At 65.8% G+C, this 23,583-nt stretch carries 19 protein-coding genes; 12 read left to right on the forward strand and 7 right to left on the reverse strand.

Annotated features, from left to right (window positions below; translation table 11 throughout):
* The first annotated feature begins 5 nt into the window (after positions 1–5).
* The 10 genes from WHX56_RS11195 (at position 6) to WHX56_RS11240 (ending at position 15,731) form a co-directional block, all read left to right on the forward strand.
* Positions 6–1,010 (forward strand): ABC transporter substrate-binding protein, encoded by a 1,005-nt coding sequence (locus tag WHX56_RS11195; protein ID WP_338881231.1) that lies wholly within the window; start codon positions 6–8, stop codon positions 1,008–1,010.
* Positions 1,011–1,021: 11 nt separating this feature from the next.
* Positions 1,022–1,816 (forward strand): ABC transporter permease, encoded by a 795-nt coding sequence (locus WHX56_RS11200; protein ID WP_129239565.1) that lies wholly within the window; start codon positions 1,022–1,024, stop codon positions 1,814–1,816.
* Positions 1,809–2,504 carry an ABC transporter ATP-binding protein gene (locus tag WHX56_RS11205; protein WP_338881232.1) on the forward strand — a complete coding sequence of 232 codons (696 nt, stop codon included), beginning with the start codon at positions 1,809–1,811 and terminating at the stop codon, positions 2,502–2,504. Before WHX56_RS11200 ends, WHX56_RS11205 begins: the two co-directional genes overlap by 8 nt.
* A gap of 42 nt (positions 2,505–2,546) precedes the next feature.
* The gene (locus tag WHX56_RS11210) at positions 2,547–2,990 is read left to right on the forward strand and encodes a hypothetical protein (RefSeq protein WP_338881233.1); all 444 of its coding nucleotides are present in this window, start codon (positions 2,547–2,549) and stop codon (positions 2,988–2,990) included.
* A 75-nt stretch (positions 2,991–3,065) separates the two neighbouring features.
* Complete coding sequence (locus WHX56_RS11215) at positions 3,066–5,195, forward strand: TonB-dependent receptor family protein (RefSeq protein WP_338881234.1); 2,130 nt, start codon at positions 3,066–3,068, stop codon at positions 5,193–5,195.
* A gap of 85 nt (positions 5,196–5,280) precedes the next feature.
* Positions 5,281–5,724 carry a hypothetical protein gene (locus WHX56_RS11220; RefSeq protein WP_338881235.1) on the forward strand — a complete coding sequence of 148 codons (444 nt, stop codon included), beginning with the start codon at positions 5,281–5,283 and terminating at the stop codon, positions 5,722–5,724.
* A gap of 532 nt (positions 5,725–6,256) precedes the next feature.
* Entirely contained in the window at positions 6,257–7,144 is an 888-nt protein-coding gene (locus WHX56_RS11225) for a helix-turn-helix transcriptional regulator (protein ID WP_338881236.1), read from the forward strand.
* A 10-nt stretch (positions 7,145–7,154) separates the two neighbouring features.
* Positions 7,155–8,720: a hypothetical protein gene (locus tag WHX56_RS11230; RefSeq protein ID WP_338881237.1), complete on the forward strand. Its 1,566-nt coding sequence runs from the start codon at positions 7,155–7,157 to the stop codon at positions 8,718–8,720.
* Between the two features lie 5 nt (positions 8,721–8,725).
* Positions 8,726–12,982, forward strand: a complete 4,257-nt coding sequence (locus WHX56_RS11235; RefSeq protein ID WP_338881238.1) for an AAA family ATPase — start codon at positions 8,726–8,728, stop codon at positions 12,980–12,982.
* A gap of 337 nt (positions 12,983–13,319) precedes the next feature.
* Positions 13,320–15,731 (forward strand): TonB-dependent siderophore receptor, encoded by a 2,412-nt coding sequence (locus WHX56_RS11240; protein WP_338881239.1) that lies wholly within the window; start codon positions 13,320–13,322, stop codon positions 15,729–15,731.
* Positions 15,732–15,753: 22 nt separating this feature from the next.
* Here WHX56_RS11240 and WHX56_RS11245 read toward each other — a convergent pair whose 3' ends face one another.
* On the reverse strand, positions 15,754–16,683 hold the full coding sequence (locus tag WHX56_RS11245; protein WP_338881240.1) for a FecR domain-containing protein: 930 nt from the start codon (positions 16,681–16,683) through the stop codon (positions 15,754–15,756).
* Between the two features lie 3 nt (positions 16,684–16,686).
* On the reverse strand, positions 16,687–17,193 hold the full coding sequence (locus WHX56_RS11250; protein WP_338881241.1) for a sigma-70 family RNA polymerase sigma factor: 507 nt from the start codon (positions 17,191–17,193) through the stop codon (positions 16,687–16,689).
* Positions 17,194–17,375: 182 nt separating this feature from the next.
* Here WHX56_RS11250 and WHX56_RS11255 point away from each other — a divergent pair, with 182 nt between their 5' ends.
* Positions 17,376–17,804 (forward strand): VOC family protein, encoded by a 429-nt coding sequence (locus WHX56_RS11255; RefSeq protein WP_338881242.1) that lies wholly within the window; start codon positions 17,376–17,378, stop codon positions 17,802–17,804.
* Between the two features lie 44 nt (positions 17,805–17,848).
* Here the strand turns inward: WHX56_RS11255 and WHX56_RS11260 are convergent, their stop codons facing one another.
* Together WHX56_RS11260 and WHX56_RS11265 are read right to left on the reverse strand one after the other, a co-directional pair.
* Positions 17,849–18,814: a tripartite tricarboxylate transporter substrate binding protein gene (locus tag WHX56_RS11260; protein WP_129239555.1), complete on the reverse strand. Its 966-nt coding sequence runs from the start codon at positions 18,812–18,814 to the stop codon at positions 17,849–17,851.
* A 43-nt stretch (positions 18,815–18,857) separates the two neighbouring features.
* Complete coding sequence (locus WHX56_RS11265) at positions 18,858–20,189, reverse strand: arylsulfatase (protein ID WP_338881243.1); 1,332 nt, start codon at positions 20,187–20,189, stop codon at positions 18,858–18,860.
* A 101-nt stretch (positions 20,190–20,290) separates the two neighbouring features.
* Between WHX56_RS11265 and WHX56_RS11270 the strand changes: the two genes are divergently transcribed.
* On the forward strand, positions 20,291–21,205 hold the full coding sequence (locus WHX56_RS11270; protein ID WP_129239553.1) for a LysR family transcriptional regulator: 915 nt from the start codon (positions 20,291–20,293) through the stop codon (positions 21,203–21,205).
* Here WHX56_RS11270 and WHX56_RS11275 read toward each other — a convergent pair.
* Genes WHX56_RS11275 through WHX56_RS11285 form a run of 3 tightly spaced genes read right to left on the reverse strand, consistent with a single transcriptional unit; the run spans position 21,193 to position 23,579 of the window.
* Positions 21,193–21,987: an SDR family oxidoreductase gene (locus WHX56_RS11275; RefSeq protein WP_338881244.1), complete on the reverse strand. Its 795-nt coding sequence runs from the start codon at positions 21,985–21,987 to the stop codon at positions 21,193–21,195. The two genes, WHX56_RS11270 and WHX56_RS11275, sit on opposite strands and share 13 nt — an antisense overlap.
* Complete coding sequence (locus WHX56_RS11280; RefSeq protein ID WP_338881245.1) at positions 21,988–22,782, reverse strand: ABC transporter permease; 795 nt, start codon at positions 22,780–22,782, stop codon at positions 21,988–21,990.
* Entirely contained in the window at positions 22,770–23,579 is an 810-nt protein-coding gene (locus WHX56_RS11285; RefSeq protein WP_129239550.1) for an ABC transporter permease, read from the reverse strand. The genes WHX56_RS11280 and WHX56_RS11285 overlap by 13 nt, the downstream gene beginning before the upstream one ends.
* Between the last annotated feature and the right edge of the window lie 4 nt (positions 23,580–23,583).

A 23,583-nucleotide genomic window follows, 5' to 3' on the forward strand; every position in this document is an offset into this window, starting at 1 on the left:
ATCCAATGAAAGTCTCGCCTACGCGCCGCCGCTTGTGCGCCGCCGCACTTGGGGCAGCCCTGCTGCCCATCCTGCCCGCCGCCCGCGCGGCGGCGCCGCGCCGCCATGACGTGTTGACGCTGGCCGGCCCCGGCGCCGTGGTCAGCTACCCCTTGATGCACATGGCGGCCACCGGCGCGCTGGCCGAGCGCGCGGGCCAACTGCGCTTCCGCCTGTGGCAGACCCCGGACCAGTTGCGCACGCTGCTGGTCAACGGGGAGCTCGATTTCAGCGCCGCGCCCTGCACGCTGCCCGCCTTGCTGCACAACCGCGGCATGCCGGTGCGCCTGCTGAATATATCGGTCTGGGGCATTCTATGGCTGGTCAGCCGCGATCCGGCCGTGCAGACCTTCGAAGACCTGGCCGGCCGCGAACTGGTGGTGCCGTTCCAGCGCGACCTGCCGGCCGTGCTGCTGGATACCTTGCTCGAAGCCCATGCGGCACGCGGCCTGGCGCCCGTGGCGCTGCGCCGCACCCGCGACGGCCAGGACGCGATCGCGCTGATGCTCAATGGCCAGGCCGACCAGGCGCTGCTGGTCGAACCCATGGCCTCGCTGCTGCTGTGGCGCGCCGGCCAGACCGAAGGGGCGCCCGCGCTGCACCGCGGCCAGAGCCTGGAGCAGGCCTGGCGCGGCGCCTTCCCGGCTCAGCCCTCGCTGCCCCAGGCCGGCGTCATGGCCTCGGCCGGCGTGGCGGGCGACACGGAACTGTGCCGCGCCGTGAACCAGGCCTACGCCGCCTCCGCCCGCTGGTGCGCCGAACATCCCGCCGACTGCGCCGCGCTGGTGCGCGAGCACCTGCCGCACCTGCCCCAGCCGGCCATCGAGACCGCCATCCGCGGCACCCGCCTGGACACCCGCAGCGCCCAGGACGCGCGCCCCGAGCTCGAGGCCTTGTATAGCCTGCTGGCCGGCCGCTACCCGCAAGCCATCGGCGGCAGCCTGCCGCCCGCCGGGTTCTACGGACCATGAGCGCCGATCCGATGAACGCGTCCGCAAAGGGCCCCGTCCTCGCCGCGCCCGCGCGCACCTCGCGCGCCTGGAGCGCCGCCGGCGTATTGCTGCTTCTGCTGGCCTGGCACGTGGCCGCGCGCCAGCTCGGCCCGCTGCTCATGGCCACGCCCTGGGAGGCGCTGCGCGCCGTCGGCCCGCTGGTGCGCAGCCCGCAGTTCTTCGCCAATGCGGGCGTCAGCCTGATGCGCATCGGCGTGGGCGTGCTGGCGGGCGCCTCCATCGGCTTCGCGCTGGGCGTGCTGGCCGGGCACAGTGCCCGCCTGCGCGGACTGATCGAGCCGCTGCGCTGGCTGCTGATGGCCATGCCGCCGGTCGTAGTCGTGGTGCTGGCCATGCTGTGGTTCGGGCTGGGTTCGCCCATGGTGATCTTCATCACCACGCTGATGATGGCGCCCGGCATGTACGTCAACACCGTCAAGGGCATGCTGCACGTGGACCGCAAGCTGATCGAGATGACCCACGTCTACCGCTACGGCCCCTGGCTGCGCCTGCGCCACCTGTACCTGCCTGCGCTCAGCGCGCCGCTCCTGGCCGCGCTGTTGATCGCGGCCTGCGGGGGCGTGCGGCTGGTGGTCATGGCCGAAGTGCTGGGCGCCGAAAACGGCGTGGGCTACGCGCTGGCCAATGCCCGCAGCACCTTCGACACCGCCGAACTCTTTGCCTGGGTGCTGCTGATCCTGGGCCTGGTGGCCCTGCTGGAATTCGCCTTCCTGCAGCCGCTGCAACGCCGGCTGGGCCGCTGGATGGAGCCCAGCCATGCTTGACATGCAATCCCTTTCCCTGCGCTATGGCGCGCAGACCGTGTTGCGGGACGTGGATCTGCGCTTGCGGCCCGGCGAGCGGCTGGGCCTGATCGGCCCCAGCGGCGCCGGCAAGAGCAGCCTGCTGCGCCTGGCCGCCGGCCTGGCGCGCCCCAGCGGCGGCGCGCTGCGCAACGGCTTCCGGCTTCCCGTGCTGATGTTCCAGGAACCCCGCCTGCTGCCATGGCGCCACGCGCTGGACAACGTCGCCCTGCCTTTGCGCGGAGCGGGGCATCCGCCCGCCAAGGCCCGCGCCCTGGCCGCGCAGTGGCTGGCCCGCGTCGGCCTGGACGGCGCCATGCACGCCTGGCCCGGCGAATTGTCCGGCGGCATGGCGCAGCGCGTGGCGCTGGCCCGCGCCCTGTCCATGTCACCGGACCTGCTGATGCTGGACGAGCCTTTCAGCGCGCTGGATCCGGCGCTGCGCCGCCAGCTCGCCGCGTGCTGCGGCGAGGAACTGGCCCGCAGCGGCGCGGCCCTGCTGTGCATCAGCCACGACCCGGAGGAGCTGCTGGGACTGGTCGACCGCTGCGTCATGGTCGAGCGGGGGCGCGTCACGCCCATCGCGTTGGAGGGTGCTTCCGGCGGCGGCGGCCGGACCGACGCGCAGCGCTTGCGCGAACTGCTGCTGGAGGCTGGCGGCCCTTCCTGAGACGCCGGCCCGACTTCCTGTTTCCGACATTGGAGTATCGCTATGAATTCCTATCCCTTCCTGCTGGTCGTGCATCTGTTCGCCGCCTTCGTTTTCGTAGGCACCGTCACTTTCGAGGTGCTGTTCATGGAGCCCGTGCAGAAGCGGCTGCCCGTCGAGGTGCGCAAGGCGCTGGGCGCGCAGCTTGGCCCGCGCGTGCGCGCCGTCGTGCCCTGGGCCGTGCTGGTGCTGTACCTGGCCGGCCTGGGCATGGCCTGGCAACACCGCGCCGCGCTCGCGAGCCCGGGCAGTTCGCCTTTCGGCCTGCTGCTGTCGATCAAGATCGCGCTTGCCACCAGCGTGCTGATCCACGTCGTCATCGCCATGACGCTGGCGCGCCGCCAGCGCCTGCGCGGCGTGGTGCGCAGGCGGGTGCACATCAGCGTGTTCTGTCACATGGTCGGCATCGTGCTGCTGGCCAAGACCATGTTCCATCTGTCCTGGTAAACCGGCCCGCGCGGTCCAGTCCGCGCTACAGACCCTTTCTCCAGCCCATTTCCCGCTCTACATGGAAGCTCTCCCATGACGTCCTTCGTCCTGCGCCAATTGGCGTCCAGCCTAGCCCTCGGCGCCCTCGGGCTGTCGTCGGCCTACGCCCAGCAAACCGCGCAAGCCCCGGCCCCGCAGGCCGTGCCTTCGCTGGCCCCCGTGGTGGTGTCCGGCGATTCCCTGACGCGCGCCCTGGACCCCGGCCCGCAGCAGGCCGCGGCCGAATTGAAGACCGTGCCCGGCGGCACCAACCTGATCCAGCCCCAGCAGGAAGTGCGCCTGATCACCTTGCGCGACGCGCTGGACTACCAGCCCGGCGTCGTCGTGCAGGAGTTCTTCGGCGGGCTGGACCAGCCGCGCCTGAACATCCGCGGCTCCGGCATCCAGAGCAATCCCCTGAGCCGCGGCATCCTGCTCATGCAGGACGGCTTGCCGCTCAACGATGCCGACGGATCCTTCATCATCAGCCTGCTCGAGCCGCGCAACGCCGGCCTGGTCACCGTGCGGCGCGGCGCCAACGCGCTGTCGCCCGGCGCCAGCACGCTGGGCGGCGAAGTCGACTTCCAGTCCCTGACCGGCGTGCAGAGCGACGTCATCCGCCTGGGCGGCGGCAGCTTCGGCACGCGCAACCTCACGCTGTCCAAGGGCTTCGAGGACGAACGCATGGACGGCCGCTTCAGTTTCGGCTATGACAAGTCGGACGGCTACCGCCACCATTCCTCGTCCGAGCGCTCCAGCTTCCAGGGCAACCTGGGCTTTCGCCGGGGCACCTTCGAGAACCGCACGTACCTGTCGTACACGGATCTGAAGTTCGACATCCCGCAGCCCATCCCGAAGGCGCGCATGTACGAAGATCCCCGCAGCGTGCTCGGCGACGGCAATACGCCGCAGGACCTGTCCAACAACGTCTACAAGCGCGATCCCCACCGCGACAGCAGCCAGTTCCGCATCGCCAACCGCAGCTACTGGGGCACCGATGCCCTGAACCAGACGGCCGGCATCTACTGGCAGCGCACCAACGACGACTTCACCAATCCGCAGGTCGCCAACGTGACCGACGGCGATACCTACGGCCTCGTGTGGCAACTGGCCGGCAAGGCGGGCAGCGTGGACTACCGCGTTGCCCTGGACTGGCAGCGCAGCGACATGGACCGCGACCTGTACGCCATCCGCCCCGCCGACGGCAGCCGCCTGCAGCGCTTCGGCGCCTATGACCTCAAGGCCGAGAACCGCAGCGCGCTGGTCGGCGTGGACTGGCACGTCACGGACCAGCTCAGCCTGGTCGGCGATTTGAAGTACACCCAGGCCGTGCGCGACGCGCGCGAGCGCAATACAGGCAAGAGCCTGGACCAGGACTGGGACTACGCCACGCCGCGCGGCGGCATCGTCTGGCGGCCGGCGGCCACGCAGCGCTGGTACGCCAACGTCAGCCGCAGCAACGAAGCGCCCACCTTCTGGGAAATCGTCAACGGCGAAGTTCCCGCGCCCATGAACCCCGCCAGCGCCGTCACCTCCATGAGCAAGCTCGACCTGCAACGGGCGCTCACCTATGAAATCGGCGGAGACGGCAGCTTCAACGTCGCGGGCCGCGACCTGAACTGGACCATGTCGCTGTACCGCAGCAACGTCGAAGACGAACTCATGTCCGTCACCAACGCCAACGGCACGCCCGCCGGCACCTACAACTATGCGGGCCGCACCCGGCACCAGGGCATCGAAGCCGGCATCAGCGGCAGCCTGCCCTCGCCCGGCGAAGGACTGTTCGACTACCGTATCGCCTACACCTTCAGCGATTTCCGCTTCCGCAGCGGCGAATACCAGGGCAACCGTATCGCCGGCGTGCCGCGCCACCTGCTCAGCGCCGAGGTGATGTACCGCCTGGGCGGCTGGCGTTTCGGCCCGAACCTGCGCTGGCTGATGAGCGACACCGAGACCAACCACGCGAACGCGCCGGGCACGCAGCAGAACGCCTATGCGCTGCTGGGTTTCAAGGTGGCCTACGAGCATGACGCGCACTGGAGCGGATACGTGCAGGCGGACAACCTGACGGACAAGACCTATGCCAGCAGCTACGCCATCCGCAACACCGCCACGCCCGCCATGCCGATCTTCCTGCCGGGCAACGGACGCTCGTTCAGTGCCGGGGTGGCATACCGGTTCTAGCAAAGGGGGCTGGCCGGCTTGATGTATCTCATCCCCAGGCGTTCCGCCTGGGTGAGACAATCAAGGGCAACGGAGCTTTCCAGCCATGAATACCTATCCCCTGCTGCTGATCCTGCACCTTCTGGCCGCCTTCGTCTTCGTCGGCACCGTCACCTTCGAGGTGCTGTTCCTGGAACCCGTGCACAGGCGCCTGCCTCCGGACGTGCGCAGGGCGCTGGGCGGCCAGCTCGGCCCGCGCGTGCGCTCGGTGGTTCCCTGGGCCGTGCTGGTGCTGTACCTGGCCGGCCTGGGCCTGGCCTGGCAGTACCGCGGCGCGCTCGCCAGCCCGGCCAGTTCGTCCTTCGGCATCCTGCTGACCCTCAAGATCGCGCTGGCCCTCAGCGTGCTGGCGCATGTCGTCACCGCCCTGGTGCAGGCCAGGCGCAAGCGCTTGACCGGGGAATTGCAGCGGCGGCTGCACATCAGCGTGTTTTGCCACATGGTGGCCATCGTGGTGCTGGCCAAGGCGATGTTCTATCTGGCCTGGTAGGGCTTCAATAATAGTGTCAGACTACAATTCCGCTCACGTCCAAGTCTCCAGCCGCCAGCACCAGCGGCGCATGTAGCTGCCGGGATGGGCAATACTGCACTGGACCGCGAGGCGGTACCTTCTGCTATTCAGGCAGCGGGGAGAAATCCTATCTCAGGAAGTGAATCGCCGAGTTTGCGGCCTGCCTCCCATTTTTTTCTCCGCAGGCGCCGCCGCGCGATTTCCGTGGCCGTGTCTCTCGCTGCGTAGATAGATAACCGTGAATAAACGCCATTAAATGCGGCTTTTGTGTGGGATTAGTTAGATTATCCCCCGGGCTATGATTGGCTCAGCCTCGCGCCGAAGACTCTCCCGCATGACCAATGGATAAACGGCGGTTCATCGTGAAAGTCCCGGGGCTGCAGAATAAAGATGGTCACGAGCAGTCATCCATACTATCTCTTCCCCCGTTTCGGGAGATATCTGGAAGCACTGACACGCCCTGTCAGTGATGGGCTTTAGAGTCGCGGCTAACGTTCATCAGAGTTGTTTCATGGCTGTCAACACGCACGACACACTGGCCTTGCGTCTCGCGGAAATTCTCCGTCTCCTGCATTTGGGAGAGCAATTGGCGCGCCAGGAACTGGCCACGCGCTTCGGTGTCAGCGAACGCACGATCTATCGAGACCTAAATCGCCTGGGGGACATGGTGGTGCCGCTGTCCGATGGCCGTTATCGGCTGGCTGACGAATACCGCAATCGGCTGAATCCTGGCGATTTGCATGTCTTTGCACAGATAAGCGGCGTCGAGAAAATGTTCCCCGCCGGGCCAAACTGGTCCTGGCTGGAGCTGCTGAAATCGGGCAAGTCCGGGCTGCTGGTACGGGATGCGCATTTCGAAGGGGATCGCCCCGACGTCTGGAGTTTCCGCGAACTGAAACGAGCCGTCGAGAACAATCGGCGCTGCGCCATGATGTATACGGGGCGCCGGCGACTGCTTGAGCCATATCGGCTGATTCAAAACAAGGGCGTCTGGTATTTGGCCGCCATCGACGACGGCCGGCTGAAGAGCTTTGCCCTGAACCGGATTGCCGATCTACAGGTATTGGATGAAACATTCATTCCCGACGACGGCATTCATGCCCAGATCGACGACGACGAGGATGTCTGGTTCGGACAGTCGCGCTTGGCCGTCACGGTCAGGGTCGCCCGGTCCGGCGCCTACTACTTCAAACGCCGGCATGTCCTGCCGCATCAGGAACTGATCGAAGAGCGGGACGACGGCGGATTGCTGCTTCGCTGCCAGGTCAACCATCCAAACCAATTGTTGCCGATCCTCCGCTATTGGATCCCTCATGTACGGGTGGTAGAGCCCTCATGGCTGCAACAGCAGCTACATGACGAACTGAATCACTACTTGCAGTCAACATTGTCTGAATAGGATCAAACCCATGAATCAAGCTGTAGAAAAACCTCGCAATGACGAGGGCGTCGACGAACAGGCGCTGGAGCAAGATCAGATTGCGCAGGCGGAAAACGCGTTTTTTGAAGACAAGGAAGCCGCCGAGAAAACCACGGCCCTCATCAGCTCGTTTGTGGCTTCCTGCAACGAGCGTGGCGAAAAGCCCCTTGAACAGTGGTTGAGCGATGAATTCCGTAAGTACCCGGCGATATGGGGCAGTGAAGAGGAGCTTCTGCAAAGCACGCGGGAGATCATGGCATCGACCGGCGCTTTCAACCGTTCGCGCGAATCGCTGCAGCAGCATTTGGACAAGGGGCAGAGCAAGGCCTCCTGGCTGGCCCGCGAAATAGAGAAAAATGCGGGGCTGGCGGGGTCGGCAAATGTAGGGCAGTACGCCAGCGGCATCGACCAGGCGCTTAGTGAAGCCAACTATAACGCGCGTCATGTCATCATGACGCGGACCGGCAATGTCAGTCTCAACTGGAATCTCGACGGCTTCATTGCCGAGCAGCATCATGTCGATACGTTCAACATCGACGCAGCGGCAAAGGGTAGTGGTTACCGCGCACGAATGGTCAATTCGCGTGACTTGAATTCCGTGGATATCGAGATCGTCGATACCAAGGGGAATGTTGTCAACAAATATCAGTCCAAGTATGGCTCAGACGCCAATCAGACTGAAAACTTGTTCGAGCGAGGCGACTATCCGGATCAGGAGCGCCTGGTGCCGGAAGGCCACGGGGCCGACGTACCAAATAGCACGGAGCGTATTGAAGCTGACGGAGTGCAATCCCGGCCCCTTTCCAAGGAAGAGGCAAAGCGGCTCCAGGAAGATGCGCAGGCCAGGGAGGAGTCGCGCCAGTATGAATGGAACGACACCAATCGCATCGAAGTGGCCAAGCAGATCGGCAAGCAGGCGCTTCTAGGCGCCTGCATCGCCGCGGGCATGCAAGGCGCCCGTATATTGGGTCGACGCGCGTGGAACAGCCTGAATGGCCGGGAAAATCCCAGTGTCGACGACGATCTGAAAGAGTTTTTTGAAAGCTCCTTGCGTACGGCCGGAAACGTCGCGGCGCAAGTGTCGGTGTCCGGCGCCTTGGTCGTGGCAGTGAAGAACGGTTGGCTCGGCGCCGCGTTGCGCAACACGCCGGCCGGCCTGATCGCCAATATCGCCTGCGTGGGACTGCAGAACGCCAAGGTGCTTTACAAACTGGGCAAAGGAGAACTCACCCAGGCCGACGCGTTGGACGAGATCGGCAACACCACCGTTACGGCCACTGTCGCCATCATGGGGGCGACCAAGGGCGCCGCCCTTGGCGCCGCGCTGGGCACAGTCTTCGGTCCCGTCGGCACCCTGGTCGGCGGTTTCGTCGGCGGCGTGGCGGGCGGTATTGCTGGCGGACATATTGGCGAGAAGGTTTATTCCGCCGGCAAGGCCGTCTCCAAGACGGCCATTGGCCTTCTATCCAAGGCTGCCCAAGGCGCCGGACGCGCCATGGAGTCGGCGGGGCGTGCGTTGCAGTCCATTGGTTCGGCTATTGCCTCGCTCTGGTAAAGACCATGAACCAGCTCGAACTCAAGGAAAAGATAAAACGGCATCTGATCGCCGGCTACCCGGGGTTGTTCATCCAATCGGGGGAAGAAAGCCGCGTCGACACCGTGATGGCGGACGTTGCCGCCGACCTTCAGCTCAGCCCCAAGGAATGGAACCTGGGGTACGGTTGGGTCGATTTCTTCAACAAGCAGCCCCGCGGTGGCCAGGAACCAAGCACCGACTTGGCTCACAGCCTGCCGGTGTTGCTGGATGATGACCTGGATGGAAAACTGATCATCATCAAGGATGCGCGCAGCGCCCTGGAGAATCAGCCGCTGGCTACGGCGCGCCTGAAGCAGTTGCTCAATCGCATCCAACGGCATCATCGCGCCAAGGCGGCGGTCGTCCTGGTATCGGAAACGCTCCATATTCCCCCCTCGGTTGAGGCGCAGATCACCTTGTTGCCTTTGATGCTTCCACGGGGAGACGAAATCGCAGCGCAGATCGATACGGTCAGCCAGGCGCTTGAACTGCGCATCCCTGAAACGTTGCGGCAGCGCTTGAACGCGGCCTGCAGCGGCCTGAGCCACGAGGAGATCCGATCTGCCTTGGCCATGGTGGGGCAACAGTGCGAGCAGGTCGATGAGACTGCGCTGGCGCTGATCCAGCGAGAAAAGGAACAGATCATCGCCAAGAGCGGTGTCTTGGAAATGATCAAGGTCTCGGAAAGCGCCGACGATATCGGCGGCTTGGAAAACCTGAAGCTCTGGCTCAACCGGCGGGCGGAGATTTTTCGCCGCCTGGACAAGGCTGCCGTTGCGGGTATCCCTTCGCCCAAGGGCGTATTGATCGCCGGGATGCCGGGTTGCGGAAAATCCCTGACGGCGAAGGCCGCCGCGGGCGTGTTCCAACTGCCGCTATTGCGTCTGGATATCGGTTCGTTGCTTGGGAAGTACGTTGGGGAGAGCGAGCACAACATGCGTCGCGCTTTGACCATGGCTGAAACCGTCAGCCCGTGCATTCTCTGGATAGACGAACTGGAAAAAGCATTCGTCGGCATGAACAGCAGCGGCGGATCCGAAGTGTCATCAAGACTCTTCGGGTATTTCCTTACCTGGATGCAAGAGAAGAGCGGCGCGGTCTTCGTCATCGCGACTGCCAACAACATCACGGCGCTCCCGCCTGAATTGCTGCGCAAGGGACGCTTCGACGACGTGTTCTATGTGGGTTTTCCGAATGCCGGCGAGCGCGGCGAGATATTGAATATCTATCTTAGGAAGGATGGCCTGGAACTCACTTCGGAACAGCACAACGCGCTGGTTGCGCAATGCCGCGACTATGCGGGTGCAGATATACAGAACGCAATCAACGAAGCACGGGAAGCGGCGTTCCTCAGCGAGACGAAGCTGGGATTTGAGCATATCGAGTCCGCCATCCAGCGTACCGTACCGTTGCGGGAAACCCTGCGAGAGCAGGTGAACAAGTACGAAGAGCTTTTCGAACGACTCAAGCTCAAGCCGGCCTCGAAGGTGGATGGTCTGAGCGTCGCGCAGATGATCAAGATGGTGGACGATCCCAATGCCTTGCGTCGCCGCGATGTGGCTCGTAATCCGGATTGTCCCGACGATCTGCTGGAAAAGCTGGCCCACGACCCGGAACTCGATATTCGGAAAGAGGTTTATCAGAACCCCAACTGTCCAGAGCGCCTGCTGACACTGCGCATCAATATCCTGGAGAATCACGCCGAATTCGATCTCGACCTGTTGCATCTGGCCTGCATGCATCCGCATGCGCCGCATGATCTGCTGGCTTTGCAGTTCGATCGTCTGAAGCTTACAAGCGACCATCGGCTATTGCTGGCCGGGCGAAGCAGCCACGATGCTCTGCATATCCGTCTGCTTGCCGACAAGAATCCCGCTATTCACAGGCGCCTGGCGCGCAACCGGGCCTTGAGTTCGGATGTACAGAAGCGGCTGGCAACCGAATCAAAATCGGAAATTCGCGAAGATCTTGCCACCAACGAGACATTGCATCCCTACATCCAGGAACTGCTGAGCCGCGACGGCGATTTCCAGGTTCGCGAAGCGCTTGCCGACTTGAAATCACTGGCCGAAGCCGTCCAGCTCGCCATGACGAAGGACGACAATATCGAGGTCAGAATCCGGTTGGCGCAGCGCAGCCATTCGGCGTTCCTGCCAGAGGCAGTTCAGTTGGAACTCGCCAAGGATGATCCGGAAGTGCGCCGCGCGCTGGCGAGAAACGAAAGCCTTGGCGCCGGCGCACAAAAGACTCTGGCGCAGGATCCGAAGGAAGACGTGCGCCGGGACCTGGCCCGGCACCCCAACCTGGCCAGCGCCACTCTTCAATTGCTCGCCGCAGACACGGAATCCGTGCAAGGAGAGCTGGCGGGAAATCGGCATCTTGGCGCAACGTTGCAGATGAAATTGAGCGAGAGCGAAGCCGAAGACGTCAGGGCCGCTCTGGCGGACAATGCCCAGCTTTGCAGCGAAGTGCAGGCCCGGTTGGCGCGCGATCCAAGCGTGGAGGTGCGCAGAAATCTTGCTGCCAATCAAGCCACGCTGGATGCAGCCCTCGAGATACTGATGCGCGATGAGAATGACAGCGTGCGCGAGCGTCTGGTGCGTTGGGGCCGTACTGTGCCCGCAATCGTTCAGAGACACCTGGTCCAGGATTCCAACGCCGACATTCTCGTCAGCCTGGCGGCATCTTCTGATCTTGCGGCCGATGTGCAGCAATCGCTGAGCAACGCCCTCCCGGAAATCAGGCGCGCCCTGGCCGCAAACCGCGCTATTTCAGTCCAGACACAACAGCAGTTGCTTGAAAGAGGGGACATTGAGACACGTCGTTGCCTTGCTGCCAATCGGGGATTGGACGCACCATTGCAGGCCAGGCTGGCGGAAGACGGCGACAAGGAGGCGCGCCGCGCCCTGGCCGGGAATCCGGCTCTTGCTATGCCGGTTGCGGAAAAGCTCATTAACGATGTCCTGGAAGTCCAGGAAGCGCTGGCCGGCAACGACAATTTGAGCGAAGCGCAGTACAACCGCTTGTTCAAGCAAGGCTCGGACGAGGTGCGTCTGCTGTTGGCAGGAAATCCGCATATCGGCGAAGCCTTGATGGCGAATATTCTCAGACAGCCTCTCACCGCCGGTGCCGCGGAAAAGCTCAGATTTGCGTTGGCTCGGAATCGCAAGCTTCCGGCGGCCCTGCAAGGCAAGGCTTTGGCGCTGGGTGATGGCTCCGATGCATTCCTCATTGAGCTGGCGGGCAATCCGTCTTTGTCCGAGGGTGCGCAGGAAGCGCTTTCCGGACATACGAGTACCCGGGTTCGCGAAGCCTTGGCGGCCAATGAGCATATCAGCCTGAAGGTCCAGAAAATCCTGCTAAAGGATGAGGCCGTCCTGGTACGCAGCGGCCTGATCCGCAAGGATGGATGGATGGACGCGGAAGTGGAGCGACAGTTGTCGGAGGACGAAAACGCTTCCGTCCGCCTTGCCCTGGCCGCTTGCGATGGCTTGCGCAAGCGTACGCAGTTGTTGCTGGCCCAGGACTCCGATGCAAAGGTGCGAGCGCGCCTGGTTGATCAGCGCGGCGATTTTGTCTTTCGGGGTATCGGCCGCATGGCGCAAGAGATTCTTGCCCAGGATCGAGACGAAAAAGTCCGGTATGCGCTGGCCGCATACGCCGGATTGGTGCCGTCCGCGCAACGGATATTGGCGACCGACGCGTCAGCGAGTATCCGCAAACGACTGGCCAAAGCAGGCAGTAGCCCTCTTTTCACGCGCCTGAGCGACGATGTGCAGTTGATCCTGGCCAAAGACAAGGACACGGAGGTACGCCTGGAACTGGCGGAACAGCCGGGGCTTTCGTCGGATACGCAGTCCCAACTGGCAATTGATCTCGACAAGGGAGTAAGACTCCGCCTGCTTCAGACGCATGACTTTCTCCATCCCCTGTCCATCCCCGCTCAACTGCGATTCGCCCGCGATCCGGATCCCGAAATTCGGGGTGCTCTGATCGATACCCTGTTCGGTATCATCGACGTGCCGAGCGCCGAGGAGGTCTATTTTGCGCTCACTGAGGACCAGGAAGAGCGGGAGAAAATTATCGGGAACCTGATGTTCTTCAACCGTTGGGGCAGGGCCAGCGAATCGCTCAAGGATCGACTGTTGAAAGATGCACCTGCAGGCAGAAGGGCTTCTCTCGATGCCACCGCGCACGACTCGGAAGGCGTTCGGGACGAGGCCGAAACGGGCCAGGGCTAGGTCACGGCCTATGGCCTGTTCCGGAAGGGCTTATCGACGAGAATGCGGTCCGAGGTCGTTCCTCAGCCGCCCCGGAATCTTGTCGGCAACGACAAGATTCTGGGGCCCGCGGTGGCAAACAGCGCCTCGATCTGGGCGCGCCGGAGCGAGCCGAAATCGATGAATCGGACATCGGCGCGCTTCAGGTCCGGCACAGGCGGACGTGGGCGTCACCATCCCGGCCGCTGGTTCGCACCAAAAAAACCGCCCACTCCAAAAAAATTCCATCCGAAGGTGATACCTTTTCCCTTCTCGACTGGCATACAAGGCATCCACCCCAGTTCGAGAGGCTCTACCCATGCGTTCCCCCTCCGCCCGGCGCCGTCGCGCGATCTCCCTGGCCGTGCTGGCCGGCTCCCTGGCCGCCGCCTCGGCCTACGCCCAGGCTCCCCAGTCTCCCGCCGGCATCCACGCCCGCCAGGTCTATGACATTCCGCCCGGTCCTTTGGGCAAGACCATCGCCAGCTTTGCGCTGGCATCGGGAATTTCGCTGGCCTTCGAACCGTCCTGGACCGATGGCCTGCAAAGCCCGGGCGTATCAGGCGAATTGAGCCGCGCGGAAGCGGCGCGGCGGCTGCTGGCGGGCAGCGGGCTGGAGATGGCGGCGCGCGCCGATGGCAGCTATACGCTGCGCAAGACGGTGTCCGACGCGGCGACGCTGCCCGCGATCACGGTGACGGGGGCGGCCGGCTACGCCGGCACGAATCCGTACCTGGTGGGCGGCGCCACGACCGCCACCAAGACCGCCACGCCGCTGATGGAGACGACACAGTCGATTTCGGTGGTGACGCAGGAGCGCATGGCGGTGCAGGGCGCGCAGACCGTCAGCGATGCGCTGAGCTACACCGCCGGGGTCTATGCCAACGTGGCGGGGGACAATCCCACCGACAACACGCTGATGGTGCGCGGCTTCCAGCAGATCTCCGCCAATGCCTATACGGACGGCCTGCGCAACAGCAATACCGGGTACTTCGCGCCGGAGCCTTACGGCATGGACCGCATCGAGGTGCTGAAGGGGCCGTCTTCCGTGATGTACGGCCAGGGTTCGCCGGGCGGGATCGTCAATTTCGTGTCGAAGCGGCCGTTGTTCGAGTCGCACCGCGAGGTCGGCCTGTCCACGGGCAGCAATGACCGGATCCAGGGTTCGATGGACATCGGCGACGTGGCCGATGCGCAGGGCACGCTGGCCTACCGGCTGGTGGCGCTGGGCCGCAACGCGGACAGCAATATCGACGGCATTCCGGACGACCGGGTGTACGTGGCGCCGAGCCTGACCTGGGCGCCCAGCGCGCGCACGTCGGTGACGCTGCTGGCGTCGTACCAGAAGAACCGCAACCTGTTCACCAGCAACCTGCCGTATTCGGTGCTGGACGGTTCCAATCCCAATGGCCGGGTGCCGCGGCACCGCTCCGTCAACGAGCCGGGCTTCGACAAGGAGCAGGGCGAGCTGAGCAACATCGGCTACGAATTGAGCCACGCCTTCTCCGACGCGTGGACGTTCCAGCAGAATTTCCGCTACGGCCATTTCAAGGGCTATGAAGACCAGCTCTTCCGCAACAGCGGGGTGATCGACGACACGGACATCGCGCGCTATTACCAGTTGCGCGACTACGACAGCGACACGTACTCGGTGGACAACCGGCTGGTCGGCAAATTCGTCACGGGCGCGCTGGACCATACCGTGCTGGCGGGGCTGGACTACCAATACACCCGCCGCACGGCCGACACGCAGACGGGCGACGCGCCGCCGATCAACATCTACCATCCCACGCGCGTCAGCATCGATACGTCGCGCTACACGTCGCTGCTGAGCACGGATGAAAGCAGCCGCCAGTTGGGCCTGTATCTGCAGGACCAGGTCAAGCTGAACAACTGGGTCGCCACCTTGGCCGGCCGCTACGACTGGGTCGACCAGCGTACCCGGAACCGGCTGCTCGACACGCGCACCGACAGTGCCGCCGAAGATTTCACGGGCCGTGCCGGCCTGGGGTATGCCTTCGACAGCGGCTTCTTTTCCTATGTGAGCTACAGCGAATCCTTCTCTCCGCTGACGGGCACCGACATCAACGGCGCGCAGTTCAAGCCGGAAAAGGCGAAGCAATACGAGGTGGGCGTGAAGTACCAGGCGCCGGGCTCGGACAGCTACGTCACGCTGGCCGCCTTCGACCTGCGGCGCCAGAATGTGCTGACGCCCAACCCGCAGAATACGTCGTTCAGCGTGCAGGAAGGGGAAGTGACCTCGCGCGGGATCGAACTGGAGGGCGTGCTGCGCCCGGTGCGGGGCCTGAACCTGATCGCCTCCTATACCTACAACGACGTGGAAGTGACGGAGGACAATCCCAATTTCATCGGCATCAGCAACAAGGGCAAGGTGCCCGTGCGCGTGCCCAGGCATCTTCTGTCCTTGTGGGCGGACTACACCCTGGCCGGCGGCGCGCTGGAGGGCCTGACGCTGGGCGCGGGCGTGCGCTACACGGGCACCACCTTCGGCGATGCGCAGAACACCTTCAAGGTTCCCGCCTACACGCTGGTGGACGCGATGGTGGGCTACGACTTCGGCCGCGCCGATCCGTCCTTGAAGGGCCTGAGCGCCGCGCTCAATGTCAGGAACCTGACGGACAAGTACTACGTCGCGGGCTGCTTCCTGAACAATGCGTGCCTGCTGGGCGCGGGCCGCAGCGTGGTGGCCAACGTGACGTACCGGTGGTGACGGCGCCGGGCCCCGCCGCGCTTCAGGCAGGACCCAGCGTGATCCAATAGCCGCCCAGGCGCGAGGCGACCGCCACCGGATAGGTGGCGGCCAGCATGGCCAGCGTGCGGTCGGTGTCGGCCAGCGGGAAGGTGCCGGACACGCGCAGGCCGGCGATGGCGGGGTCGCAGCGCAGGACGCCCTTGCGGTAGCGGGCCAGTTCGGCAACCAGGTCGCCCAGCGGCATGCCGTCGGCCAGCAGCATGCCGCGCGTCCAGGCGGTGGCGGCGGGGTCCAGCGCGGCGGCGGCGCCGATGCCGCGCGCGGAGAAGGCGGCCTGCTCGCCGGCGTTCACGATGCGCGCGTCCTGGTCCGTGGCGATGCGCACGGCGCCTTCCTGCACGGCCAGCCGGGTCTGGCCGTCCTGTTGCAGCACTGTGAACCGCGTGCCCAGGGCCCGCAATCTGCCGTCGCGCGTATGAACCTCGAAGGGCCGGGGATCGCCGGCCGTCTCAATGTAGATCCCCCCCGCGCGCAGCACGACCAGGCGTTGCCCGGCGTCGTAGCGCACGTCGACGGCCGAGGCCGTGTCCAGCATCAGGCGGGTGCCGTCGGCCAGGCGGAGTTCGCGCCGTTCGCCGGTGGCGCTGCGGTAGTCGGCGGTCCAGCCCTCGTTCTCGGACCAGCGCCAGGCGCCCCAGGCCGCCGGCGCCACGGCCAGCAGCGCGGCCAGCTTGGCCAGGGCCGCGCGGCGCGAGTGCGGCCGGTCCAGCGCCGGCATGGCCAGCGCGGCGGGAATCCCGCCGAAGGCGCCCATCAGCCGTTCGGCGCGCTGCCAGGCTTGTTCATGCGTGGCGCTGCGCGCGCGCCACGCCATCCAGGCCTGGCGGTCCTCGGCCGAGACGGCGCCGGCGTTCATGACGACCAGCCACTCGGCGGCTTCATCGAGGATGGCGTTGTCCAGGGCGCTCATGGGCTATTCCATGCAGGCCAGGCACTGCTTGAAGGCGCGGGCCATGTAGCGTTTGACGGTAATGAGCGAAACGCCGATCTCGCGCGCGATCGCTTCGTAGGTCAGGCCTTCGATCTGCGAGAGCAGAAAGGCGCGCCGCACCGGCGCGGGCAGGGCGTCGAGCATGGCGTCGATTTCATGCAAGGTCTGCAGGATCAGCAATTGGCGCTCGGGCGAGGGCGCCTGTTCCTCGGGCAACTGCGCCAGCGCTTCCAGATAGGCCTGTTCCAGCGCGCGGCGCTGGTACCAGTTGACCAGGATGCCGCGCGCCACCGTGGTCAGGTAGGCGCGCGGCTCGTGCAGGACGGCGGGCAGGCGCGAATCCAGGATGCGGGCGAAGGTGTCGTGCGCGAGGTCCGCGGCGTCGCTGACGTTGCCCAGGCGGCGGCGCAGCCAGAGTTGCAGCCAGGCATGATGATCGCGGTAAAGCGTGTGGACTTGTTGCCGCGGATCGCAGTTGTCAGCTTCCATGGGTTTCTCCCGGGGCTGATGGTCGCAGCCTAAATGCAAATAAGAGTGTTTCGCATTTTATGGTATGCGCGGACGCGGGGCAATCGGGTTTCGCGTCCGGGCGCGCCGGCGTTGCGCCTTGTTGCGCGCCTGCGCAGGAGCGGACGTTATAGTCAAACGCACCCCTCTTACAGGAGCGTCTCATGCAGACCCATGAAATCCATCGTGGCCGGCTGATCGACCACATTCAACTGGTGGTGCGGGACCTGTCCGCCAGCCAGCGGTTCTACCAGGCGGTCTTCGACGCCTTGAAGGTGCCGATGGGCGGCGCCGGCGACGATTATTTCTGGGTGGACGAACTGTTCGTGTCCACGGCGGACAGCAAGGCCGCGCTGGGGCAGTTGACGGGCCGCCATCATCTGGCGTTCCAGGCGCGGGACCAGGCGATGGTGGACGCGTTCTACCGGGCGGCGCTGGACCACGGCGGCAAGGACAACGGGGCGCCCGGCTTCCGGGACTATCACCCGGGCTATTACGGGGCCTTCGTCCTGGATCCGGACGGCAACAACATCGAAGCGGTATTCCACGGCGAGGCGCGGCGCAGCGCGCCATCGGTCAAGGTGACCTTCTGACGGCGCGCTGCGCGTGCGGGATTCCGGCGGGTCGCGGGCCGGGATCAGTTCTCCAGCTTGACCGCGCCGCTGTCCAGCAGCTTCTTCCATTTGGCGCTGTCCGCCCGGATGAACGCCTGCAGCTCTTCCGGAGAGCCGCCGCCCGCGACCATGCCTGCGTTGTCGACGGCGGCCTTGAATTCGGGCGCGCGGATGGCGGCCTGCAGCGCCGCGTTCACCTGCTTTAGCTGCGCCGCGGGGATGGCGTTGCCGGCCGCGACCGAGAACCACTGGGTGGCCGCGTAGCCCTTGAATCCGGACTCTTCCACCGTCGGCACGCCGGGCAGGCTGTCCAGGCGGTAGGGCGTCGTGACCGCGTAGGCCTTCAGCGTGCCCGCCTTGATCTGCGGCATGACCGGAGCCGACCCCAGGATGGCCAGCGGAATCTGGCCGCCGGCCACATCCGCCACGGCCTGCCCGCCGCCCTTGTAGGGCACGTGGACGATGCGGGTGCCGGCGTATTGGTTCAGCAGTTCGCCAGCCAGGTTCTGCGAAGTGCCATTGCCGGAACTGCCGTAGCTCCAGGCTTCGGGCCGCCGCTTCGCGTCCTCCAGCACGTCCTGCAGCGACGCCCGCGCGTCCTTGGCGGGGCCGACGATGACCATGGGGCCCTGGGCCATCAGGATGACGGGCGACAATTCGCGGCCGATCTCGGGCTGGGGCGTGGGGTAGATCAGCGGCCCCGGCACGGTCAGCAGGTAGCCGTCGCCGGCCTTGCTGCGCGCCACCAGTTGCAGGGCGATGGCGCCCGCGGCGCCGGGACGGTTCTCCACGACAACGTTCAGGCCGCTTTGCCGGGCCAGTTCCTGCGCCGCGATGCGGGTCAGGACGTCTGCCGTGCCGCCAGGCACGAAGCCGACCACCCACGTGATCTGTTTGGCGGGCCAGTCCAGCCTGGCGTCCGCCGCGCCGGCGCTGGCGGATGCGGCGGCGCCGAGCAGCAACGCGCCGCAACGGATAGTGAACTTCATTTCTTTCCCCTGGTGTTTTTCTGTCGGTCGGTCCGCCTGGACGTCAACTGGGATCCAGCTTGCCCGGCGGGGTATTCGGATGCGCGATGCACGACTGGTTGAACGCCTGCACCATTTTCAGGATGGGGCCGAGCACCCAGGTGTTGAAGATCAGGATGTCGCTTTCTTCCTTGGGATCCTGTTTCAGGTTGAACAGGTACGGGGATTCCAGCTTGCCCTTGCCCTCATTGACTTCCGGCTCCCAGTAGAAGTGCAGTTTCCAGTCGCGCCATTTGACCGCGCGAAGCTCGTTCTTGATGTAGAACAGGAAGCCTTCCCGCAGCGACGCCGGGCTGGCGCCGGTGAAGAAGTCGGTCTGGTCGATGCCGTCGATGGGCCGGTCCTGCGGGATGGGAGCGCCGCCGATCCGCGACAGCGTGGCGTACAGATCGGTGACGTGGACGATTTCGTTGGAGACCTGTCCCGGTTTCACCTTGCCGGGCCACCGGATGATGAAAGGCACGCGCAGGCTGCCTTCCATGGCGGTGTGGTAGGTGCCGCTCCAGGGGCCGGCGGTGCCGCGGTAGGGTTTGCGGAATTCCGGGCCGTTGTCGCTGCAGAAGATGAAGACGGTGTCGTCGCGCAGGTTCAGTTCGTCCACGGCCTGGGCGATCTGTCCGACGCGGTGGTCCATTTCCACCATGGAATCCGCGAAGTCGCCGGCGCCCGTGCGCCCCGCGAAGTCGGGGTGCGGCAGGGTGGGGAAGTGCAGGTGGACCAGCGGCAGGTACAGGAAGAACGGGCGGCTCGTCTCGGCGTGCCTGCGCATGAACCCGATGGAGCGGTCGACCAGCTCGGCGTCGATGCCGCGGCGGGTGTCCAGGTCGTAGACCTTGACGTTCTCCGAAGGCTCGCCTGCCCGGCCCTGCATGATGTGGGGGATGTCGGCGACGGACGGATCGAAGCCGATCGAGGACGTGAACTGGCTTTCGTCGGTGGTGCGCGGAATGCCGTACCACTCGTCGAAGCCGCGGTCGGACGGGTAGCGGCCCGGGATGTCGCCCAGGTGCCATTTGCCATAGTGCGCCGTGGCGTAGCCCTGGGCCGACAACTGCTGCGCCAGGGTGATCTCGTCGCGCGCCAGCCCCTGCGGCAGCCCCGGCGGGACGGATTGCAGGCAGCCGGTGCGGATCGGGTGGCGGCCGCTCATCAGCGCCGAGCGCGTGGGCACGCAGTCGCTTTCGACGTTGAAATTCTGCAGCAGCAGGCCTTCGGCGGCCAGCCGGTCGATGTGGGGCGTGGGGGCGCCGCGCAAGGCGCCGCCGCCGTAGCAGCCCAGTTCTCCCCATCCCAGGTTGTCGGCCACGATCAGTACGATGTTGGGCTTCTTGTCCATGCGCTGCGCCTTCCGTTTGTCTTCGGGTATAGGCCAGGAATTCTAGGGGGAGGTTTGCGGCGTTATATTCCTGAAAGTATGGATAAACATAAATATTGTTCATGAATCTTTCGCTGCGGGACATCGAGTATTTCCTGGCCGCCGTCGAGCACGGCAACCTGGGCCGGGCCGCGGCCGCATGCGATGTCAGCCAGCCCGCGCTGTCCAAGTCCTTGCAGCGCCTGGAGGCGGACACGGGCCTGGCGCTGCTGGACCGCAGCGGACGCGGCCTGCGGCTGACGTCGGCCGGGCTGGTGTTCCTGGAGCATGCCAGGAAGCTCTGGGCGGAATACCGCGACGCGGTCAGGCACGCCATGGAATTGCGGGTCGGGGAGGCGGGGCTGCTGCGCGTAGGGGCGACGGGAGCGACGGTGGACAGCTTCGTGATGCCGGCGCTGCGGCTGCTCCTGCCGCGCCGGCCCGCCCTGCGCATCCAGTTGACGCAAGGGCTGTCGGACGACCTGAACGAACGGGTCGCCAGCGGCGGGCTGGACCTGGCGGTGGCGCCCGTCTATGCCGACGTGCCCGCGGCGCTGCGGCAGGAGCCCATAATCGAAGACCGGCTATGCGTGGCCGCGAGCCGAAAGCACCCGCTTGCCGCGCGCAGGAAACTGTCGCTGCACGATCTACAGGGCCAGCGCTGGATACTGCCCGCGTCCACCTCCGTCGCCCGCAAGGCGTTGGACGCTCGCTATGCCGAGGCCGGCCTGGGCCTGCCGGCGGCCGCGCTGGAGGTCGAGCATTTCTCGAAGGGGACGCTCGAACTCCTGGCTCGATCCGAACTGCTGGCCGTCGCGCCGCAGAGCGCCCTGGCCGCGGACCGGAACATCGCGGTGCTGCCGGTCGTCCTGGGCAGGCCCTTGCAGCGCCACATTGCGCTGATTTCGCGCCACGCCACCACCTGGTCGCCCCTGATGACGGAGTTCCGCGCCGCCATCCTGGACAGCGCGGGGCTGGCCTCCGGTCACCCGGCTTGAGGAAAGCCGCCGTAGGGCGCCCATCCCGATCCTGCGATGACGCCGCCATCGCAGGGGATGGTGGCGCCGGTGACGACGGCGGACGCGGGGGACAGCAGGAAAAAGACGACTTCCGCGATCTCTTCGGGCCGCATCAGGCGGCCCAGCGGCGTGGCGCGCAGGATGGGCGTCATGTCGCGTTCGCCCTGCCGCTCCTTGGGCCTGAGGAACGGCGTGTCGGTCCAGCCGGGCGCGATCGCGTTCACGCGCACGCCCTGGCGCGCCCACTGCACGGCGAGCGCCTCGGTCAGGTTCACCACGGCGGCCTTGGCCGGACCGTAGGCCAGGACCGGGCCGGGGCGGAACGACAGCACCGATGCCACGTTGACGACGGCGCCGCGTCCGCGCGCGGCCATGGCCGAGCCGAAGACGCGGCAGGCCGTGTAGGTGCCTTTCAGGTGTGAATCCACCACCCGCGCCCATTCCTGCACCGGATAGTCTTCGATCGGGGTGGGCACCTGCGCGATGCCGGCGCAGTTCACCAGCCCCGTGATCGGCGGCAGGCGGGCGGCCAGCGCTTCGTCCGCGGCCCGCAGGCCGGCCTCGTCGAGCACGTCGCCGGGAGCGGCCGCGGCGCGCGGCCCCAGTTCCCGCGCCAGCGCGGCGGCGGCGTCATGGTCGAGGTCCAGGATGGCGGCGTGGCCGCCCGCCTGGACCACGCGCCGGCACACGGCCGCCCCGATGCCGCTGGCGCCACCGGTGACCACCACCGACAGCGCGCCTTCCGTTGTTTCCTGGTTCATCTAGCGTCCCCAGCGCGCCTTCAGGCGCTTTTCAAAAGTGCGCAGCGCCACGTCGATGCAGATGCCGACGATGCCGATGGCGATCATGCCGGCCATGACGATGTTGGTGGCGATGTTGAGCTGGCCCTGCACCATCATGTAGCCGATGCCGTTGCCCACCACGATCAGTTCCGCGCCCACCAGCGATTGCCAGCCGATTCCGGCGCTGACCCGCAGGCCCGCGAGGATGGATGGCAGCGAGGCCGGCAGCAGCACTTCGGCCACGATGCGCGGGCCGCTGGCGCCCAGGGTGCGGGATGCCTCGAGCAGGCGCGTGTCCACGAACTTGGCGCCGCGGTAGGCGCTGATCAGGCAGGGGGGAAAGGCGCCGGCGAAGATGATCAGGGTCGGACCGCCGATGCCGGTCCCGAACCACAGGCCGGCGAACGGCACCCAGGCGATGGGCGCCACGAAGCGCAGCGCGTCGAAGAACGGGCTGACGATGTCGTCCAGCCAGCGGTACCAGCCCATCAGCAGGCCCAGCGGAATGCCGATGGCGGCCGCCAGCAGGAAGCCGCAGGCGAAGCGGTAGAGGCTGGCGCCCAGGTGTGTCCACAGCGTAGCGCCGGAATAGGGCTCGCCGCTGAACTGCACGATGGTCCGCAGCACGGCCAGCGGCCCGGGCAGGTAGTTGGGCGGGAAGAGGCCGCCCACGCTCAGCAGGTGCCAGGCCAGGAAGAAGCCCGCCAGGCCCAGGCAGGACAGGCCGAAATTAAGGGCGGGCGCGTCTCCCGCCGTGCGCGTCAGGGTAGCCATGGCAGTGCCCTTTTTTCGATCCATTCCAGTCCGCGCGTCATCACCGCGCCCAGCAGGCCCACCCAGATCATGGCGTACAGGATCATGCCCGGCCGGATGTCCAGCGCGGCGGTGTCCAGCACTTTGCCCAGGCCGATGAAGGCGCCGATGAGTTCGGCCGCCACCAGGGTCATCCAGGCGGTCTGCAGCGACAGGCGCAGGCCGGTGAAGATCATCGGCAGCGAGCCCGGCGCCAGCACTTCGCGCAGCATGCGCGCCGGGCCGCCCGCGCCGTGCACGCGCGCCGCTTCGATCAGCGTGGGATCGATGTTGCGCACGCCGGCGTAGGTATTGATGACGGCCGGGGTGAACGAGGACACCCAGATCAGGAAGATCTTCGCGGAGTCGCCCAGCCCCAGCCAGAGAATGGCCAGCGGAATCCAGGCCAGCGGCGGAATCGGGCGCAGCAAGGAGAAGACCGGCCCGATCAGGGCGTCGAAGCGCTTGCTGAAGCCCATCAGCAGGCCGAGCGGGACGCCGGTGGAAATGGCGACCAGAAAGCCCAGGAACACCAGGCGCAGGCTGTGGCCGATATGCTGGAACAGCGTGCCTCCGGCATAGCCGGAGTCCCGCGACAGTTGGACGGCGGCCTGCCAGGTGGTGGCGGGCGTGGGAAAGCGCGCGCCGTTGACCAGGCCCAGGGCCGAGACGGCCCACCAGGCGGCGAAGGCGATCGCCACGGCGGCGACCCCGACGGTGACGCGCCGGCGCGAGGCGCGCGGGCGGCGCGCCGGCAAGGTTGCGATGTGTTCACTCATGGCG

The organism is Achromobacter veterisilvae (genome assembly GCF_037619525.1).
GTDB lineage: Bacteria > Pseudomonadota > Gammaproteobacteria > Burkholderiales > Burkholderiaceae_B > Achromobacter > Achromobacter veterisilvae.